Annotated in this window: 18 protein-coding genes; 11 read left to right on the top strand and 7 right to left on the bottom strand. The window is 70.7% G+C overall.

Annotation, left to right across the window (positions count from 1 at the left end):
- Positions 1-9 precede the first annotated feature (9 nt).
- Both AB0M01_RS03420 and AB0M01_RS03415 read right to left on the bottom strand, forming a co-directional pair.
- Entirely contained in the window at positions 10-984 is a 975-nt protein-coding gene (locus tag AB0M01_RS03420) for a ribokinase (RefSeq protein ID WP_363665256.1), read from the bottom strand.
- Positions 981-1,673: an SIS domain-containing protein gene (locus AB0M01_RS03415; protein ID WP_363665255.1), complete on the bottom strand. Its 693-nt coding sequence runs from the start codon at positions 1,671-1,673 to the stop codon at positions 981-983. Before AB0M01_RS03415 ends, AB0M01_RS03420 begins: the two co-directional genes overlap by 4 nt.
- 225 nt (positions 1,674-1,898) lie before the next feature.
- Here AB0M01_RS03415 and AB0M01_RS03410 point away from each other — a divergent pair, with 225 nt between their 5' ends.
- The 3 genes from AB0M01_RS03410 to AB0M01_RS03400 are packed head-to-tail and all read left to right on the top strand — an operon-like array spanning position 1,899 to position 5,006.
- Positions 1,899-3,263 (top strand): sugar ABC transporter substrate-binding protein, encoded by a 1,365-nt coding sequence (locus AB0M01_RS03410; protein WP_363665254.1) that lies wholly within the window; start codon positions 1,899-1,901, stop codon positions 3,261-3,263.
- The gene (locus tag AB0M01_RS03405) at positions 3,263-4,219 is read left to right on the top strand and encodes a sugar ABC transporter permease (RefSeq protein WP_363665253.1); all 957 of its coding nucleotides are present in this window, start codon (positions 3,263-3,265) and stop codon (positions 4,217-4,219) included. The genes AB0M01_RS03410 and AB0M01_RS03405 overlap by 1 nt, the downstream gene beginning before the upstream one ends.
- A gap of 13 nt (positions 4,220-4,232) precedes the next feature.
- On the top strand, positions 4,233-5,006 hold the full coding sequence (locus tag AB0M01_RS03400; protein ID WP_363665252.1) for a carbohydrate ABC transporter permease: 774 nt from the start codon (positions 4,233-4,235) through the stop codon (positions 5,004-5,006).
- 1 nt (position 5,007) lies between these two features.
- Here the strand turns inward: AB0M01_RS03400 and AB0M01_RS03395 are convergent, their stop codons facing one another.
- Complete coding sequence (locus AB0M01_RS03395; protein WP_363665251.1) at positions 5,008-5,673, bottom strand: maleylpyruvate isomerase family mycothiol-dependent enzyme; 666 nt, start codon at positions 5,671-5,673, stop codon at positions 5,008-5,010.
- Positions 5,674-5,766: 93 nt separating this feature from the next.
- On the opposite strand from AB0M01_RS03395, the gene AB0M01_RS03390 reads away from it, so the two are divergent.
- The 6 genes from AB0M01_RS03390 (at position 5,767) to AB0M01_RS03365 (ending at position 11,446) form a co-directional block, all read left to right on the top strand.
- Positions 5,767-6,396, top strand: a complete 630-nt coding sequence (locus AB0M01_RS03390; protein WP_363665250.1) for a CGNR zinc finger domain-containing protein — start codon at positions 5,767-5,769, stop codon at positions 6,394-6,396.
- Positions 6,393-7,088, top strand: a complete 696-nt coding sequence (locus tag AB0M01_RS03385) for a VOC family protein (protein ID WP_363665249.1) — start codon at positions 6,393-6,395, stop codon at positions 7,086-7,088. The genes AB0M01_RS03390 and AB0M01_RS03385 overlap by 4 nt, the downstream gene beginning before the upstream one ends.
- Before the next feature lie 5 nt (positions 7,089-7,093).
- Positions 7,094-8,149, top strand: coding sequence for a succinyl-diaminopimelate desuccinylase (gene dapE / locus AB0M01_RS03380; RefSeq protein WP_363665248.1), 1,056 nt, complete (start codon positions 7,094-7,096; stop codon positions 8,147-8,149).
- A 55-nt stretch (positions 8,150-8,204) separates the two neighbouring features.
- Entirely contained in the window at positions 8,205-9,062 is an 858-nt protein-coding gene (locus tag AB0M01_RS03375) for a TIGR00730 family Rossman fold protein (protein WP_363665247.1), read from the top strand.
- A 237-nt stretch (positions 9,063-9,299) separates the two neighbouring features.
- On the top strand, positions 9,300-10,889 hold the full coding sequence (locus tag AB0M01_RS03370) for a DivIVA domain-containing protein (RefSeq protein WP_363666192.1): 1,590 nt from the start codon (positions 9,300-9,302) through the stop codon (positions 10,887-10,889).
- Positions 10,886-11,446 carry a DNA-3-methyladenine glycosylase I gene (locus AB0M01_RS03365; RefSeq protein WP_363665246.1) on the top strand — a complete coding sequence of 187 codons (561 nt, stop codon included), beginning with the start codon at positions 10,886-10,888 and terminating at the stop codon, positions 11,444-11,446. The genes AB0M01_RS03370 and AB0M01_RS03365 overlap by 4 nt, the downstream gene beginning before the upstream one ends.
- A 1-nt stretch (position 11,447) precedes the next feature.
- Here the strand turns inward: AB0M01_RS03365 and AB0M01_RS03360 are convergent, their stop codons facing one another.
- The 3 genes from AB0M01_RS03360 to AB0M01_RS03350 form a co-directional block, all read right to left on the bottom strand.
- Positions 11,448-11,744: a hypothetical protein gene (locus AB0M01_RS03360; protein ID WP_363665245.1), complete on the bottom strand. Its 297-nt coding sequence runs from the start codon at positions 11,742-11,744 to the stop codon at positions 11,448-11,450.
- 105 nt (positions 11,745-11,849) lie between these two features.
- The gene (locus tag AB0M01_RS03355; RefSeq protein WP_363665244.1) at positions 11,850-12,641 is read right to left on the bottom strand and encodes an enoyl-CoA hydratase-related protein; all 792 of its coding nucleotides are present in this window, start codon (positions 12,639-12,641) and stop codon (positions 11,850-11,852) included.
- A 32-nt stretch (positions 12,642-12,673) separates the two neighbouring features.
- Entirely contained in the window at positions 12,674-13,501 is an 828-nt protein-coding gene (locus tag AB0M01_RS03350; protein WP_363665243.1) for a PaaX family transcriptional regulator C-terminal domain-containing protein, read from the bottom strand.
- A gap of 92 nt (positions 13,502-13,593) precedes the next feature.
- Here AB0M01_RS03350 and AB0M01_RS03345 point away from each other — a divergent pair, with 92 nt between their 5' ends.
- A complete protein-coding gene (locus tag AB0M01_RS03345; protein ID WP_012923066.1) occupies positions 13,594-13,761 on the top strand; it encodes a DUF3117 domain-containing protein in 168 nt (55 codons plus the stop codon).
- 161 nt (positions 13,762-13,922) lie between these two features.
- Positions 13,923-15,440, top strand: coding sequence for a leucyl aminopeptidase family protein (locus tag AB0M01_RS03340; RefSeq protein WP_363665242.1), 1,518 nt, complete (start codon positions 13,923-13,925; stop codon positions 15,438-15,440).
- Between the two features lie 87 nt (positions 15,441-15,527).
- Here AB0M01_RS03340 and AB0M01_RS03335 read toward each other — a convergent pair whose 3' ends face one another.
- Entirely contained in the window at positions 15,528-16,397 is an 870-nt protein-coding gene (locus AB0M01_RS03335; RefSeq protein WP_363665241.1) for an oxidoreductase, read from the bottom strand.
- Positions 16,398-16,446: the final 49 nt, after the last annotated feature.

The following is a 16,446-nucleotide window of genomic DNA, read 5'->3' as shown; positions in this document are numbered from 1 at the left end:
TCTAGAGTCTCACGACTGGGGTGGAGCAGCGGCGAAGGACGAGTTTTCAACGATGGTGGTGTCCAGCAGGGCCTGTGCCGAGGCTCGTGAGGGGGCTGATGCAGCAGCTCCGTTGACGGTCGTCGACAGCGCGCCACAGGCGTTCGCGAGCTGTACGGCTTCCACGAGAGCGGCACCTTCGGCCAGCGACGCGGCGAGCGAACCGCAGAAGGCGTCCCCGGCGCCGACCGTGTCGACGGTGTCCACCCGGTACGCCGGAACCCGCTGCTCGATCCCCGCCGTACGGTCCAGCACGTAGGCCCCGCGCGACCCGAGCGTCACCACGCACCCGCGCAGCTCCCACTCGTCGGCGAGCTTGCGCGCGATCACCGGGACCTGCGACTCGTCGTCGCAGTCCAGCCCGGTCAGCGCCGCCGCCTCCACCTCGTTCGGGACCAGGATGTCGACGTACGCCGCGAGCGACGGGTCGACCGGCCCGACCGGTGCCGGGGTCAGGATCGTGGTGACCCCCGCGGCCGAGGCGAGCCGGAGGGCAGCGCGGCTCGCCTCGACCGGGAGCTCGAGCTGGACGCTGAGGACGCGGCTGCCGGTCAGTACGCCGGCCGCGGCCTCGATGTCGTCCGGGGTGATCGCCGCGTTGGCGCGGGAGACGATGATGATCGAGTTGCTGCCGTCGGGCAGCACCAGCGGCAGCCCGACGCCGGTGCCGAGCGACGGGTGCCGGATCACCCAGTCGGTGTCGACGTCGTCGGTCTTCAGCAGCTCCAGGAACTCCTCGCCGTACCGGTCGTCGCCGATCGTGCCGACGATCGCGGTCCGGGCGCCCATCCGGGCCGCGGCGATCGCCTGGTTCACGCCCTTGCCGCCGAGGAACTCGGCGAACCCGGTGCCGTGCAGGGTCTCGCCGGGCAGCGGCCGGCGCTCGGCGCTGGCGACCAGGTCCTTCATGAACGACCCGAGCACGCAGACGTCGTAAAGGCTCATGCCTCACCGCCGAGCAGCCGGCGCCCGAGCGCACCGGACGGGTGGAAGCGGGCGAAGTCGTGGTGGGTGAACTCGCGCAGTACGACGAGCGCGCAGGCCAGCGCGTCGCCCATCACCAGCGCGGCGGTGGTGGAGGCGGTCGGGGCGAGGTTCAGCGGGTCGGCCTCGCGCAGGACCATCGTGTCCAGCGTGTACGTCGACAGCTGGGCGAGTGTCGACTCCTCGTTACCGGTCATCGCGATCACCGGGATCTGCCGGTCGCTGAGCATCCGCGCGAACGCGCAGACCTCGGCGGTCTCGCCGGAGGCGGACAGGGCGAGGACGAGGTCGCGGCCGGTGACCGCGCCGGAGTCGCCGTGCAGTGCGTCGCCGGAGTGGATGAAGGTGGCCGGCGTACCGGTGGAGGCCAGCGTCGCGGCGATCTTGCGGCCGACCAGGCCGGACTTGCCGAGACCGGTGACGACCAGATGCCCTTCGCAGGTGGCGACCGCGGTCAGGACGTCGAGGAACACGCCGTCCAGCCGGTCGGCCAGCGCGGACACGGCGGCCGCCTCGGTCTCGATCGCGCTCCGCGCCGCCGCCAGTCCGCGGGTGACCAGGTCACGGGGGAGCTCGGCGTCCGCCGGCGCCGGGGCGTCGGTGGTGAGCGGTGGCCGTGCGGCGGTGGGGCGGTCCGCACGGTTCGGCACTACAGGCATCCTCGACCCGCTTTCCGGTGATGTCTCAGAAATCGATTTCCGAAGCGTAGGCAGCGGGTCGAGCAGGTGTCAACGCTTGCAACCTGTGCAAAACAAGGCCAACCGCCTTGTCCGGTCAAAGTCGTGACCGTCACGCCCTTGACCGTTCCGGTCACCCCTCGTAGATTGCGAGAAATCGATTGCCCGATCCGGTGCGCTAGCCCCCTGGAGCCCCTGATGTCCGCACACTCCTTCCCGCAAAGGCCGCTCAGCCGGCGTTCCGTGCTGCGTGGTGGTCTCGGCGCCCTGGCCGCGACGGCCGTCGGCGGCCCTCTGCTGACCGCGTGCGGAGGTGACGGCGGCAGCGGTGGCGACGGCAAGGAGATGTCGTTCTGGAACTTCTACGGTCCCTCCGACGACGGCGGTCCGCAGAGCAAGTGGTTCGTGGACATGGCGGAGAAGTGGAACGCCAACAACGACGTCAAGGTCAAGCTGCGCTACATCCCGGGCAAGGACTACCTGAACGGGACCACGCTGCAGACCGCGTTCCAGTCCGGCGAGGGCCCGGACATCTTCCTGATCAGCCCCGGCGACTTCCTGCGCTACTACAACGGCGGCGTCCTGCAGGACCTCGGCTCGGCGCTGCCCGACGACGCGAAGGCCGACTACCTGCCCGGCCTGCTCGAGGCGCGCTCGGTCGACGGCAAGGTCTACGGCCTGCCGATGGAGATCGAGCCGCTCGCGATGTACTACAGCGAGGCCGCCTTCACCAAGGCCGGCCTGTCCGAGGCCGACCTGCCGAAGACCTGGGACCAGACGCTGGCCGTCGCGGAGAAGCTGACCGGCAAGGACCGGTACGGCGTGATGTTCGAGACGCTGCCCGGCTACTACCAGAACTTCACCTGGTACCCGTTCCTGTGGCAGGGCGACGGGACGCCGATCAAGGACGGCAAGGTCGCCTTCGACTCGCCGGCCGCCGTACAAGCGCTGGGTTTCTGGAAGGACACCATCCAGGCCAAGGTCGCGCCGCGTAAGGCGCTCGGCGACGGCGGCGGCGACGTCGTGTCCAACCTCGGCTCCGGCGCGGTCGCCCTGCAACAGAGCGGGATCTGGGCGGTCGCCGACATGAAAGGCAAGGCGGCCAAGTTCAAGTACGGCATCATCCCGCTGCCGACGCCGGACGGCGGCAAGCCGGCCACCGACCTCGGCGGCTGGGCGTTCGTGGCCAACTCCAAGGGCAAGAACCCGGAGGCGGCGGCCAAGTTCATCGCCTGGGCGCTGGGCTCGACCGATGCCGACGGTGTCGAGCGGCAGCGGCAGTGGAACACCGTCGTGAAGACCAACGTGCCGCCGCGCAAGTCGGTGCAGGCCGCCGCGGACGCCAAGGGCGCCTTCGAGCAGGGCGTGCTGAAGAAGTTCGTCGACGAGATCGCGCCGACCGGGCAACCCGAGCCGCGGTTCCCACCGGAGGTGTACCAGCCGATCGCCGACGCGATCCAGGCCTGCCAGCTGAACGGGTCCGACCCGGCCAAGGCGGCGGCCGACGCGGCGGAGCGGATCGACACCTTCCTGAAGACCTACCAGGGCGCGCCCATCAGCTGATGACCACGACGACAGCGCCCCCGTCCAAGCCGTCGGTACGCCGTCCGGCGGCCACGCCCAAACCCGGCATGACCCGCAAACGGCGCGAGGCGCTGGCGGCGTACGCGTTCCTCGCGCCGGACCTGCTCGGGCTGCTCGCGTTCGTCGCGGTGCCGATGGTGCTCGCCCTCGGCGTCGCGTTCTTCAAGGTCGACGGCTTCGGCAACTACCAGTACGTCGGCCTGGCCAACTACAAGCTGATGGGCAGCGACGACCAGCTCTGGGCGTCGCTGAAGATCACCGCGATCTACGTGGTCAGCTTCGTCCCGATCGCGTTCGTGATCAGCTTCGGGCTGGCGATGCTGGTCCGCAACCACTTCCGCGGCATCGGCTGGGTCCGCTCGGCGTTCTTCCTGCCGCACGTGGTCAGCCTGGTCGTGGTCGGCCTGATCTGGCAGTTCCTGCTGGTCGACAAGCGCGGCGCGGTCTCCAAGCTGCTGGCGCCGTTCGGGCTCGGCGACGTGTCCTTCCTGGGGACGCCGTCGCTTGCCCTGGGCACCTATGTGGTGATCAGCGTCTGGTTCGTGATGGGCTACCAGATGCTGGTGCTGCTGGCCGGGCTGAAGGACGTGCCGAAGGAGCTCGAGGACGCCGCGCAGATCGACGGCGCCTCGGCCTGGCAGCGGTTCCGGTTCGTGATCTGGCCGCTGATGCGGCCGACCAGCTTCTTCGTCGTGGTGAACTCGACGATCGGCGCGGTCACCGGTCTGCAGGCCTTCGACCTGGTCTTCGTGCTCACCAAGGGCGGCCCGGCACGGGCGACCAGCACGGTGGTGCTCTACATCTACGAGCAGGCCTTCACCTTCAACAACCTCGGGTACGCCGCCGCGCTGACCACGGTGGTGGTCGCGATCCTGGTGCTCTGCACCGGGCTGATGTTCGCCTTCACGAAGGGAGGCCGCTTCGATGAGGACTAAGGTCTTTCCTCTTGTGGCGCATCTTTTGGCGTTGATCGCGGTGGCGCCGTTGCTCTGGGTGCTGCTCAGCGTGCTCAAACCGGCCGAGGACGTGTTCTCGTTCGGCTGGCCGTCGACCTGGACGCTGGACAACCTGCAGTACGTGCTGCTGAAGTTCCCGCTGCCACGGTTCCTGCTGAACTCCGCGATCGTGTCGGTCGCGGTCACCGTGATCGCGCTGTTCTTCCACTCGATGGCGGCGTACGCGCTGGCCCGGCTGCGGTTCCCGGGCCGGGCGCTGATCTTCTCCGGGATCATGTCCACGCTGCTCGTCTCGCTGCCGGTGATCCTGGTGCCGCTGTTCCTGGTCGCCAAGCAGTTCGGGCTGCTCGACAGCTACGCCGGGCTGATCGTGCCGAGCATCTTCCACGCCTTCGGCATCTTCCTGCTGCGGCAGTACTACCTGAACATCCCGCGCGAGCTGGAGGAGGCCGCCGACCTGGACGGCTGCGGGTACTGGCGGCGGTACTGGAGCGTCATCCTGCCGCTGAGCCGGCCGGTGCTGGCGTCGCTCTCGGTGCTGTTCTTCCTGGCCAACTGGAACGCGTTCCTGTGGCCGCTGACGATCACCCGGAACCCTGATCTGCGGGTGGTGCAGCTGGGGATCTCGGGGTTGCAGGGGCAGTACGCGTCGGCGTGGAACCTGATCCTGGCCGCCGCGGTGATCGCGGCGATCCCGACCGTCGTGGTCTTCGTCGCGGGCCAGAAGCGGCTGGTGGACGCGATGAAGACCACGGGGCTCAAGTAACTCAGGGCCAGGGCAGGAGTTCGGGGAGGTCGCCGGTCAGCTCGCGCTGGGGCCGGCGGCCGGCGAGCCAGGCGGTCAGGTCGGTGAGGTTGCCCTCGACAACTACCTGGTCGCTTTCGCCTTCGGTCCATCGGTGGTTCGGTGCTTGCAGGACCAGTTGGGTGCCCGCAGGCACGCGCGGACGCAGGAAGTCGAGCAGGTGCAGGCAGAAGTCCTCGGGCCAGTCGTCCGTGGTCGCGTGGCTGAGGCCGAGGTCCGCGGTGTGGATGGTCAGCTCGCGCCAGCCGGTGTAGACGGTGTCCGCCAGCGTCCCGTTCCGGTGCGTCACCGGGCGCGACCAGTCCTCGACCTGCCCCCACGCGCTGACCAGGGCCGCAGTCGCCCGCGCGATCTCCCGCTTGAGTACGTCGACCGGCTCCGTCGATCTGCTCTCGATCGCGGCGACCCGGGCGGGCATGCCGCCGTCGTAGAACTCGACCAGCCGCCTGGCGTTCGCCTCGGTCACCTGCCGGGTCATCGCGTCGCTGAAGCCCACGAGGTGCGCCATCACGTGCGCCCTCGACCAGCCGGGCAGCATCGACGGCTCGCGCGCCGCCGCTTCGTCCACTCCCGCGACCACCTCGATCAAGCGCTCCGCGACAGCGGCCGGCACCTCGGGCTTCAGCATGGCTCTCCTTAACGGCAGTTCTTCGATCTGGCGTTAGGACCATAAGGCATGGGCACTTACGCCAGCAATCGGAGATCCCATTAGACTCCTCAGGTGCTCGCACTGGAACTGGCCACCACCATCCGCCACGACGGCCACGGCGGCCTGCTGGATCTCCTCGGTACGCCGGAGGGCGTCGAGGAGTGGTTGGTGCGCACCGAGCCCCTGGTCACCGAACTCCTCGGCACCCCGTTGGCCCAGGTTTCTCCCCCCGCGGGTCCCGCCTTGGCGCCTGCTGTCGCCGGGCCTGCTCTGACCGACCTGCGCGTCGTCGTACGGAACCTCTTCGCCCGCGCCGTCCGCCCGGCGTCTCCCACCCGGGTCGAGCTCGCCGTACCCCTCGAACCCTCCGTGGCCCTCCGCCGCCTGAACCGCGCCGCCGAGTACCTCGGCACTCCTCGCCTGACCTGGGAAGACGACGGCGACCTGCCGACGATCACCTGGGCAGCTCGCAGCACCGACCCGCTGCGCCTGCTGAGCGGCGCCATCGCCCGCTCGACGATCGACTTCCTCACCAGCCCGGACGTCGCCCGCCTCCGCGCCTGCCCGGCCGCGCGCTGCGTTCGCTACTTCCTCCAGACCGACCCGCGCCAGACCTGGTGCTCGCCCTCCTGCGGCAATCGCGAGCGCGTCAGCCGTCACTACCGCAAACAGTCGGTGGACCCCTCTAGCCTGGCGGAATGAGTCTTGCCCGCTTCAAGGATCTCTGCGTCGACGTCACCGAGGTCGGCCCGATGGTCGACTTCTGGGGGACCGTTCTCGGCCTGACAGCCCCGGCCGATGCTGCGGCCGACGGGCCGGTCCCGCTGCGTGGCGACCAGCCGGCGCAGACGGTCTGGATCAACAAGGTCCCGGAGCCGCGGTCGGTGAAGCAGCGGGTGCACCTCGACGTGCACGCCTCGGGGATCGCCGGCCTGGAGAAGCTCGGCGCGACCGTGCAGTCGCCGATCGACCACGAGCAGAGCTGGGCGGTGATGGAGGATCCGGAGGGCGGCGAGTTCTGCGGGTTCCCGCGCGACAGCGTCCCGGCGTACCGGTTGATGGAGGTGGTGGTCGACTCTGCCGACCCCGAGCGCCAGGCGCGCTGGTGGCATCAGGTGCTCGGCGGTGACCTGCAGCTCGGCGAGGGCAAGCCGTACAGCTGGCTGGAGAACGTGCCGGGGCTGCCGTTCGACTACTTCGTGTTCATCTCGGTCCCGGAGCCGAAGACGGTGAAGAACCGCGTGCACTGGGACGTCGACGCCGACGCCCTCGAACCGCTGCTGGCCGCGGGTGCGACACTGCTGCGGCCCCAGGACAGTGACATCCAGTGGAACATCTGCGCCGACCCCGAAGGCAACGAGTTCTGCGTCTTCCTGCCGACCCCGAAGGACTGAGCGACTTGCTGGACCTGACCCAATCCGGACCCGACCTCACCGCCGCGCTGGTCGACATCTCGTCGGTGAGCGGGACCGAGGAGCCGATCGCGGACGCGGTCGAGGCCGCGCTGTCGGCGTACGGGCACTTGAAGGTGTTCCGGCACGGCAACACCGTCGTCGCCCGGACCGACCTCGGGCGCGCCGAGCGGATCGTGATCGCCGGGCACCTGGACACCGTCCCGCTGAACGACAACCTGCCGGCGCGGCGCGCCGACGGGCTGATCCACGGGCTCGGCGCCTGCGACATGAAGGGCGGCGTCGCCGTCGGGCTCCGGCTGGCCGCGACGCTGGCCGAGCCGAACCGCGACGTCACCTACGTGTTCTACGACTGCGAAGAGGTCGAGTCCGAGCGGAACGGGCTGTTCAAGCTGTCCCAGTCCAACCCGGAGCTGCTCGACGGTGTGTTCGCGGTGGTGATGGAGCCGTCGAACGCGGTCGTCGAGGCCGGTTGCCAGGGCACGATGCGGATCGAGATCACCACCCGCGGCGAACGCGCCCACTCGGCGCGCTCCTGGATGGGGTCGAACGCGATCCACGCCGCCGGCGAGGTGCTGGCGCGGCTGGCGGCGTACGAGCCGCGGCGGGTGCCGATCGACGGGCTGGAGTACCGCGAAGGGCTGAACGCGGTCGGGATCAGCGGCGGCGTCGCGGGCAACGTCGTACCGGACCTGTGCACGGTGACCGTCAACTACCGGTTCGCCCCGAACCGGACCGAGGCCGAGGCCGAGGCGCACCTGCGCGAGGTGTTCGCCGGGTACGACGTGGTCGTCACCGACACCGCGCCCGGCGGGCTGCCCGGGCTGCAGCGGCCGGCCGCGGCCGCGTTCCTCGAGGTCGTCGGGGGCGAGCCGCAACCGAAGTTCGGGTGGACCGACGTGGCCCGGTTCACGCTGCTCGGCGTACCGGCGGTGAACTACGGGCCCGGTGACCCGCTGCTCGCGCACAAGCAGGAGGAGTACGTGCCGGAGGCGGAGATCGAGCAGTGTGAACAGCGGCTGAGGAGCTGGTTGACAGCCTGAGGCGATCGCGCCGTGGCGGCGCCGTGTGCTCGCGGCCCGCACTAACCTGGGTGGCATGACGGAATCGATTCACCCTGACCGCCCCCAGTCGCAGCAGCGGGGGCCGGTGGTCATGCGCCGCAACCAGGTGCAGCAGTCGACCTCCGAGCAGCGGCTGCTGGACAGCCGCGGCCCGTCGGACTGGGTGCACACCGACCCGTGGCGGGTGCTGCGGATCCAGTCCGAGTTCATCGAGGGCTTCGGCATGCTCGCCGAGCTCGGCTCCGCGATCAGCGTCTTCGGCTCGGCGCGCACCAAGCCGGACGACCCGATGTACGCGGCCGCCGAGTCGTTCGGGCGCAAGCTGGTCGGCGCCGGCTACGCGGTGATCACCGGCGGCGGGCCGGGCGTGATGGAGGCCGCCAACAAGGGTGCCTCGGAGGCCGGCGGGGTGTCGGTCGGGCTGGGCATCGAGCTGCCGTTCGAGAACGGGCTCAACGAGTGGGTCGACATCGGGATGAACTTCCGGTACTTCTTCACCCGCAAGACGATGTTCGTCAAGTACGCGCAGGGTTTCGTGGTGATGCCCGGTGGGTTCGGGACCTTGGACGAACTGTTCGAGGCGCTGACGCTGGCCCAGACACGCAAGGTGACGTCGTTCCCGGTGGTGCTGTTCGGTACGTCGTACTGGGGCGGGCTGGCGGACTGGCTGCGCGACACCATGCTTGCCGACGGCAAGATCTCCGGGGCGGACCTGGACATGTTCACCATCACCGACGACGTCGACGAGGCGATCAGCTACATCGTCAAGGCGGGCGAGATGGCTGATGCGGCGGCGGAGGAAGCGGCCGCGGCCGCGGCTGCTGATGTGGCCGACAACCCCGAGGCGCGGGAGCGCCGGGCGCAGCACCGGCTCGGCTCCGACGGAAGCTGATCCCACTGATCAAGTTGACCGACCTGCACCACTGATCGAGCTGGACCGACGTGCAGCACTGATCAACGGGCCGGAAGGCGTTGTCCGCCGGTGCGTTCAGGCGGGGGACAACGACCGGACCGCCCGTTGATCAGTGGTGGGTGGCGAGACGACGCTCGGGGTGACCGGGGTCTCGGCGGCGCAAACCCGCGGGGATTGTGCGCCGGTGCACCCCGGCGTGGCACGATCGGTCCCGTGATGTGGTTCTTCGGGCTCGTTGTCGTCGTCCTGATCGGTGCCGTCGCCGTCGTCGCCTCCGGGCGCTGGGGCGCGATGAGCCCTGCCTACGACGACCGGCCGGACGTCTCCGTCCCCGCCCGCCAGGCGCTGTCGTCCGACGACATCGCCACCACCCGGTTCGCGGTCACCGTCCGCGGCTACCGGATGGACGAGGTCGACGGCCTCCTCGAGCGCCTGGGCCGCGAGGTCGCCGAACGCGACCGCCGCATCGCCGACCTCGAACGCGCCGTCACCCCGATCCTCCACGGCCCCGAGGGCGCAGGCTTCGCCTCACGAGCCGACTACGACCCGACGGACTTCGACGACACGGGCTACCAGAAGCCGATCCTCGTCGGAGGGGACTTCCCGGCAACGGAGATCCACCAGCACATCGACCCGCCGCCGCCCACGGAGCCCCAGCCGGCGCCGACGGAGGCACAGCCGGCGCCGACGGAGGCACAGCAGGTCTCCGCCAGCCAGCCGCAGGCCGCCGCCGAGCCCCTCACCGCCCGGCAGACGGCCGCTGAGGCGCACCCGTACGCCGCCCCGCAGACCGCCGCTGAGGCGCATCCGTACGCCGCCGAGCCGCAGGACGGTGACGCCCACGAGCACGCCGCAGCCGAGGCGCAGCCGCAGGCCGCTGCCGAGGTGCAGCCGCAGACCGCCGCGGCCCCGCAGGCCGCCAGTGACGCGCAGTACTCCGCCCCCGAGGCGCAGCAGGACGTTGCCCTCGACGCGCAGCAGCAGTACGCCGTACCCGAGCCGGAGCAGACGACCGCCGACCCGCAGGAGTCGCGCGAGGCGGCGCAGTACGCCGCCCGCGAGGGGCGGCAGCACGCCGGCGCCGAGCCCCGGACGCCGGCCGACGGCGGCATCCACTCGGACACGGTTGCCGCCGAGCTGGCCCAGTCGCGCGACGCGCTCGCGGACCCGCAGAATGCAGGTGAGGCGCGGCAGCACGCGCCCGCGCCGGAGGCTGCTGCCGACGTACAGGCTGCTGGGTCGCTCGGAGGCGAGGCGCCGCAGGACGACCCGCTCGCGCCGCCCAAGCCCGTGCTCCCGCCGGACCCGGTGCTTCCGCCGGAGCCTGAGGAAGAGCCAGTCCTCCCGCCGGACCCCGCGCTGCCGCCTGCGACGCAGGCCAGCCCGTACGACTACCAGACGCGACAGGTGGACGAGTACTCACCGACTCTGGACCAGCTGGGCGCCCAGGAGCCCACCGCCGAGCAGGCGCCGCAGGCGGAGCCCGAGCCGTGGTTCCAACACGTACCGCCGCCCGCGCCGCCGCAGCCGGATGAGCTGCCGCTGGAGGAGGGCACCTGGCGCCCGACCACCGGTACGACGGACGACACGACCTCCTCGGAGGACGCACCCGCTGAGGATGTGCCTGCCGCGTCACCCGCTACCACCGAGGCGACAACCAGCGACCAGGAACTCGCTGACCGGGCCGATGAGGCGAGTGCAACTGATGCTGAGCCTCCGGCTGCGGCCGAGGACTCGGCGGCGACCGAAGCTCCCCGCGGACGGCACAGCGCCGGCCCCGGTGTGGTCGGGCGTTCCAACCGGTGAGTGTTCTCGGGGCGGACGGGCGGGCTCGGTGTGACTGGGCGGTTTCGGCGCCGGAGTACGTCGCCTATCACGACGACGAGTGGGGGAAGGAGATCCGGGATGACCGGGGGCTGTTCGAGCGGATGACGCTCGAGGGGTTTCAGTCGGGGTTGTCGTGGATCACGATTCTGCGGAAGCGGGAGAATTTCCGGAAGGCGTTCGCCGGGTTCGACCCGGTGCGGGTCGCGGCGTTCGGGGAAGACGACCGGGTGCGACTGATGAGTGACGCCGGGATCGTCAGGAATCGGTTGAAGGTGAATGCGGCGATCACCAATGCGCGGGCGTTGCTGGAGTTGAACGAGGGGGAGCTGACCGACTTCTTGTGGTCGTTCCGGCCTGCGCAGCAGCCGGTGCCCAAGATGATCGGGGACGTGCCGGCGACCACCCCGGAGTCTGTGGCGATGGCCAAGGGGCTGAAGAAGAAGGGGTTCGTCTTCGTCGGTCCCACCACGAGTTACGCGTTGATGCAGGCGACCGGGATCGTCAACGATCACCTCGTCGACTGCATCGCGCGCTGAGTCACTCCTCGACGTCGGTCCCGAACGCGACGTCCCGCGCGGCGTCGAAGGCTGGTACGTCGGGGCGGGTGTGCGGCTGGCCGAGGTCGGTGTCCAGGTCGAACGCCGCCGACTCCTCGGCGTCGGCCACGTCGTCGGCCGCCGAACGATCGTCGGCCACCGAGCGACCGTCAGCCGTCCTGCCGTCCGAAGCAGCCGCCGAGCGCCCGTCAGCCGCGTCGCCGTCCGAAGGTGCCGCCGGCGTCCGGTGCGGCAGGTGCGGGTGCGGCAGGTGCAGGTGGTGCGGGTGCTCGGTCATCCGCGGGCTCCTCGGGTCAGCTGCGACAGAAACGCGTGATCGTACGCAGCCGACCCTGAACAGCAGGTGAACGCGGCCACCGGCCCTCGAACGTCGTGGACGCGGCTACCGGCCCTCGAAGGTCGGCTTCTGCTTGGCGACGAAGGACGCGACGGCGTTGCGGTGGTCGGCGGTGCTGCCGGTGGACTGCATCTTGCCGGCCTCGAAGGCGAGCGTCTCCGCGAGCGAGTGCGAGGCGCCGTACGCGAGGGACTGACGGACACCCGCGTACGCCTGGGTGGGGCCCGCCGCGAGCTTGGTCGCGAGATCGGCGGTGGCGGCGTCGAGGTCGGCGGCCGGGACCACCGAGGTGGCGAGACCGAGGGTGAGCGCCTCGGCGGCGGGAATCGTCCGCGGGAAATAGAGCAGCTCGGTCGCTTTCGCCTGGCCGATCAGCCGCGGGAGCGTCCACGAGATCCCGGTGTCGCAGGACAGCGCGATGCCGGTGAACGCGAAGTTGAAGCCCGCGGTGTCCGCGACGATCCGGAAGTCGCAGGCGAACGCCATCGACGCGCCCGCGCCGGCGGCGATGCCGTTCAGGGAGGCGATCACCGGCTTCGGCATCTCGGCGAGGGCCAGCGCGATCGGCGCGTAGTGGTCGGGGACCGTCGACCAGAGCGCCTCCATGTCGTTGGCCTCGAGCAGCCCGATGTGTTCCTTCAGGTCCTGCCCGACGCAGAACGCCCGCCCGGTCCCGGTCAGCACGACGCACCGGACGGCGTCGTCCTCGGCCGCGGCCCGGACAGTGTCGCGGAGCGCGACCTTGGTGGCGGTGTCCAGCGAGTTCATCGCGTCCGGCCGGTTCAGCCGGATGGTGCCGATCCCGTCGGTCACGTCGTACACCACAGAGTCACTCATCGTCGCGGGCTCCCAACACTCGGTGAGAAAGATCAATGAACGGTCAGGCAGTTGTCCACGAAACGCCCGGCCGCGTGGCCCAGCCGGGCCGCGTGAAAATCGAAGAACTCGGCGGCCCGCGCACCGGCCCAGCCGGCCGGCAGCAGCTCGGCCGGCAGGCCCGGGTCGACGAACAGGAACTTGCGCCACTCGTGCACCAGCTCAGACCGTACGGCGAACGCCTGCTCGTCGCTCACCTCGCCCTCGGCGCGGGCCAGCAGCGCCTTCGCGTCGACCAGCCAGGCGTTGTACGCGGCGCCCAGGTCGTCCAGCTTCCAGACCCGCCGGGCGAACTCGACGGCGTCGTTGTCGACCGGCGCCCGGAACCGGTCGGCGGCGATCCCATCGGCGGCCAGGATCTGGTCGACCTCGGTGTCGTGGCGCAGCCCGACCCAGGCGCCGTCGGACAGCGGAGCCCAACCCAGGAAGGAAAGTTGGCTCACCAGCTGCTCGCGACGGCGCGCGTTCGGGACCTCACGCAGGATGCACAGGTGCCAGTGCCGGTCCCACCGTCCGGTGGCCGCCGGTACGGCGTCCGGCCCGTCGGCGAACTCGTCGTCGGGGCCGGTCCGGTAGATCCGGACGGCGGCGTCGTCGAGGCGGCGACGCGCCCGGGAGGTGAGCGCGTAGCCGGGCTGGCCGTCGGCCCGGACCGGCTCCAGCCAGCCCTGCCGGACCATCCGCGACACGGCGGTCCGGACGGCCGGCGGCTGGACGCCCAGCGGCGCGAGCAGCCGGACCAGCGCGGCCACCGGGGCCCGCGCGCCGCGGGCGCGCAGGTGGTCGCCGTACAGGTCGAAGAGGGCAGATCGGGCGTGCACGAGACCTGAGTCTGCCGTATGGTGCGCGCCTTCGCCCCTGGAATCGGGGATAATGGGTCCCGGTACATCCGGATGAGGGAAGAGGTGCGCGCATGGCGGCCATGAAGCCGCGGACGGGCGATGGTCCGCTCGAGGTCACCAAGGAGGGCCGGGGCATCGTGATGCGGGTCCCGCTCGAGGGCGGCGGCCGGCTCGTCGTGGAGCTGAACGCCGATGAGGCGACCGAGCTGGGGAACGCGCTCAAGGCCGTTGTCGGCTGATGTGATCCTCACGGGGTGACGCCACGCGCACCCTGATTCAACCGGTAACAACCCCGGTGGCTGCCTGGACCAGGCACCCGCCGGGGTTGTTACTTCTGCTCCAGAAGTAAAGTCGCGGACGTAACAACCGGGTAGTTCGATCAAATCCAGTGAGGTCTCCTGTGGCTCGCCGTAGCGCCAAGTTCGTCTTCCCGACCCTGCCGGCCGTCGCCTGGCAGCCCGGGCTCCCTGTGCACGGCGCCCCCAGCTGGGTCGTCGTGGTCGGCGAGGCCGGTCTGCCGGCCGCCGCGAAGGAGGCCGGCGAGCGGCTCGGGGTCGACCTGGACCGGCTGCTCGAGGTGCAGCGCGACACCGGCTTCAGCACGGCGGCCGGCGCCACCGCGGCGTACCCGCTGCTGTCCGGCAACGTGACCGAGGTGCTGCTGGTCGGCGCCGGAGCCGGTACGCCGACCGAGCTGCGCCAGGCCGGCGCGGCGCTCGCCCGGTTCGGCCGCGGCAAGGACGAGCTCACCACACTGGTTGCCGAAGGCATCGATGTCGACGGGCTGCAGGCGTTCGCCGAGGGGGTCGTGCTCGGTTCGTTCACGTTCCACCGCAAGACCGTCGACCCCGGCCTGCCGGTGGCCGGCCGGATCCTGCTGACCGACGGCACCGACGCCGACCGGTCCGCCGCGATCGAGCGCGGCTTGGTGGTCGGCCGGACCGGCTGGCTGGCCCGCCAGTTCGCGACCACGCCGTCGAACGAGAAGGACCCGGCCTGGCTGGCCGCGCGGGCCACCGAGCTGGCCGCGCACGGCGGGCTCGAGGTGACGGTCTGGGACGAGAAGCGGCTGGCCGCCGACGGCTTCGGCGGGATCCTCGCGGTCGGCGCCGGGTCGGTCCGGCCGCCGCGGCTGATCCGGATCGACTACACGCCGGACGGCGCGACGAAGGACACGCCGTACGTCGTGCTGGTCGGCAAGGGCATCACCTACGACACCGGCGGCCTGTCGCTGAAGCCGCGCGAGTCGATGGTGTCGATGAAGCGCGACATGACCGGCGGCGGCTCGGTGATCGCCACGATGTCGGCGCTGCGTGAGCTGGGCGCGCGGGTCCGGGTGACCGGGCTGGTCTGCGCGGCCGAGAACATGCCGTCGGGGACGGCGTACCGGCCGGACGACGTGATCCGGCACTACGGCGGCCGGACCACCGAGGTGAAGAACACCGACGCCGAGGGCCGCCTGGTGCTCGCCGACGGCCTCGCCTACGCCGTGAACGACCTCCAGCCCGATGCGATCGTCGACATCGCGACGCTGACCGGCGCGATCAAGGTCTCGCTCGGCTCGATGCTGTACGGCGGCCTGTTCGCGACCGACGACGCGCTGGCCGGTCAGCTGGCCGCGGCCGGCGAGGTGTCGGGCGAGCGGCTGTGGCGGATGCCGCTGCCCGCCGAGTACGCCGACCTGATCTCGACGCCGGTCGCCGACTCGGTGAACAGCTCGAAGGGACCGGGGTCGATCACCGCCGCGCTGTTCCTGAAGAACTTCGCCGGGGACGTCCCGTGGGCGCACCTCGACCTGTCGAGCATCGCGGAGTCGCCGCGCGACGAGCACGAGTACTCGCTCGGCTCGACCGGCGCCGGCGCTCGCCTGCTCACCACCTGGCTCACGTCGGACGAGCCGCTGGCCGGGATCGTCTGAGTCTGGCGGACGCCCACCACCCACTAACCTCGGTCCCTTCGCCCTCGTCACGCTCAGCTGTGGGCCCTCAGGGGCTCGCGGCGGAGGTTAGTGGGTGGTGGGCGTCGGCCCGCCGATCGCATCCAGCTCGGCGACCGCGTCGGCGGGCAGGACCAGGTCGGCCGCGGCGACGTTCTCGCGCAGGTGCGCGACCGATGACGTGCCGGGGATGACGACGCTGGTGGCCGAGCGCTGCAGCAGCCAGGCGAGCGCAACCTGCTGCGGTGTCGCGTCGAGGCGCTCGGCGACAGCGGTCAGCGTTCCGGACTGCAGCGGCGTGAAGCCGCCGAGCGGGAAGTACGACGCGAACGCGATGTTCTCCCGGGCGCAGATCTCGACCAGGTAGTCGTCGCGGCGGTGCGCCAGGTTGTACAGGTTCTGGACCGTGACGACCGGCGCGATCGCCTGCGCCTCCGCGAGCTGTACGCCGGTGACGCCGCTCAGCCCGAGGTGCCGGATCAGGCCCTCCTTCTGCAGCTCGGCCAGCGCGCCGAACTGCTCGGCGACCGACTCGTCGTCGGTCTCGTTGTTGTCGCCCGCGCGCAGGTTGACGACGTCGAGCACGTCCAGGCCGAGGTGGTCCAGGTTCTCGTGCACCTGCGCCTTCAGGTCGTGCGGCTCGCGGGACCTGATCCAGCTGCCGTCCGCGCCGCGGCGGGCGCCGACCTTGGTGACGATCCGCAGGTCCGCGGGGTAGGGGTGCAGAGCTTCCCTGATCAGTTCGTTGGTGACGAACGGGCCGTAGAAGTCGCTGGTGTCGAGGTGGGTGATCCCGAGCTCGACGGCGGTGCGCAGGACGGCGATCGCCTGGTCGTGGTCCTTCGGCGGACCGAAGACGCCGGGCCCGGCAAGCTGCATCGCGCCGTACCCCATCCGGGTGATGGTCAGGTCGTCGGCGAGCTTCAGGGTGCTGTTCATGCGGGGTGCCTTTCGGAGAGGTTCTTCACCGTCCACTGTCCGCCGGGCG

This window comes from Kribbella sp. NPDC051770 (assembly GCF_040681455.1).
Classification (GTDB): Bacteria; Actinomycetota; Actinomycetes; order Propionibacteriales; family Kribbellaceae; genus Kribbella.
The sequence above is the reverse complement of the archived record's forward strand: the minus strand, read 5'-3'. Positions and strand labels throughout refer to the sequence as shown.

Excerpts from the sequence above, each read along its gene's own strand:
- AB0M01_RS03420 (WP_363665256.1), bottom strand. The coding sequence starts at position 984 with ATGAGCCTTTACGACGTCTGCGTGCTCGGGTCGTTCATGAAGGACCTG.
- AB0M01_RS03410 (WP_363665254.1), top strand. The coding sequence starts at position 1,899 with ATGTCCGCACACTCCTTCCCGCAAAGGCCGCTCAGCCGGCGTTCCGTG.
- AB0M01_RS03405 (WP_363665253.1), top strand. The coding sequence starts at position 3,263 with ATGACCACGACGACAGCGCCCCCGTCCAAGCCGTCGGTACGCCGTCCG.
- AB0M01_RS03395 (WP_363665251.1), bottom strand. The coding sequence starts at position 5,673 with ATGCTGAAGCCCGAGGTGCCGGCCGCTGTCGCGGAGCGCTTGATCGAG.
- AB0M01_RS03385 (WP_363665249.1), top strand. The coding sequence starts at position 6,393 with ATGAGTCTTGCCCGCTTCAAGGATCTCTGCGTCGACGTCACCGAGGTC.
- AB0M01_RS03375 (WP_363665247.1), top strand. The coding sequence starts at position 8,205 with ATGACGGAATCGATTCACCCTGACCGCCCCCAGTCGCAGCAGCGGGGG.
- AB0M01_RS03370 (WP_363666192.1), top strand. The coding sequence starts at position 9,300 with ATGTGGTTCTTCGGGCTCGTTGTCGTCGTCCTGATCGGTGCCGTCGCC.
- AB0M01_RS03360 (WP_363665245.1), bottom strand. The coding sequence starts at position 11,744 with ATGACCGAGCACCCGCACCACCTGCACCTGCCGCACCCGCACCTGCCG.
- AB0M01_RS03355 (WP_363665244.1), bottom strand. The coding sequence starts at position 12,641 with ATGAGTGACTCTGTGGTGTACGACGTGACCGACGGGATCGGCACCATC.
- AB0M01_RS03345 (WP_012923066.1), top strand. The coding sequence starts at position 13,594 with ATGGCGGCCATGAAGCCGCGGACGGGCGATGGTCCGCTCGAGGTCACC.
- AB0M01_RS03335 (WP_363665241.1), bottom strand. The coding sequence starts at position 16,397 with ATGAACAGCACCCTGAAGCTCGCCGACGACCTGACCATCACCCGGATG.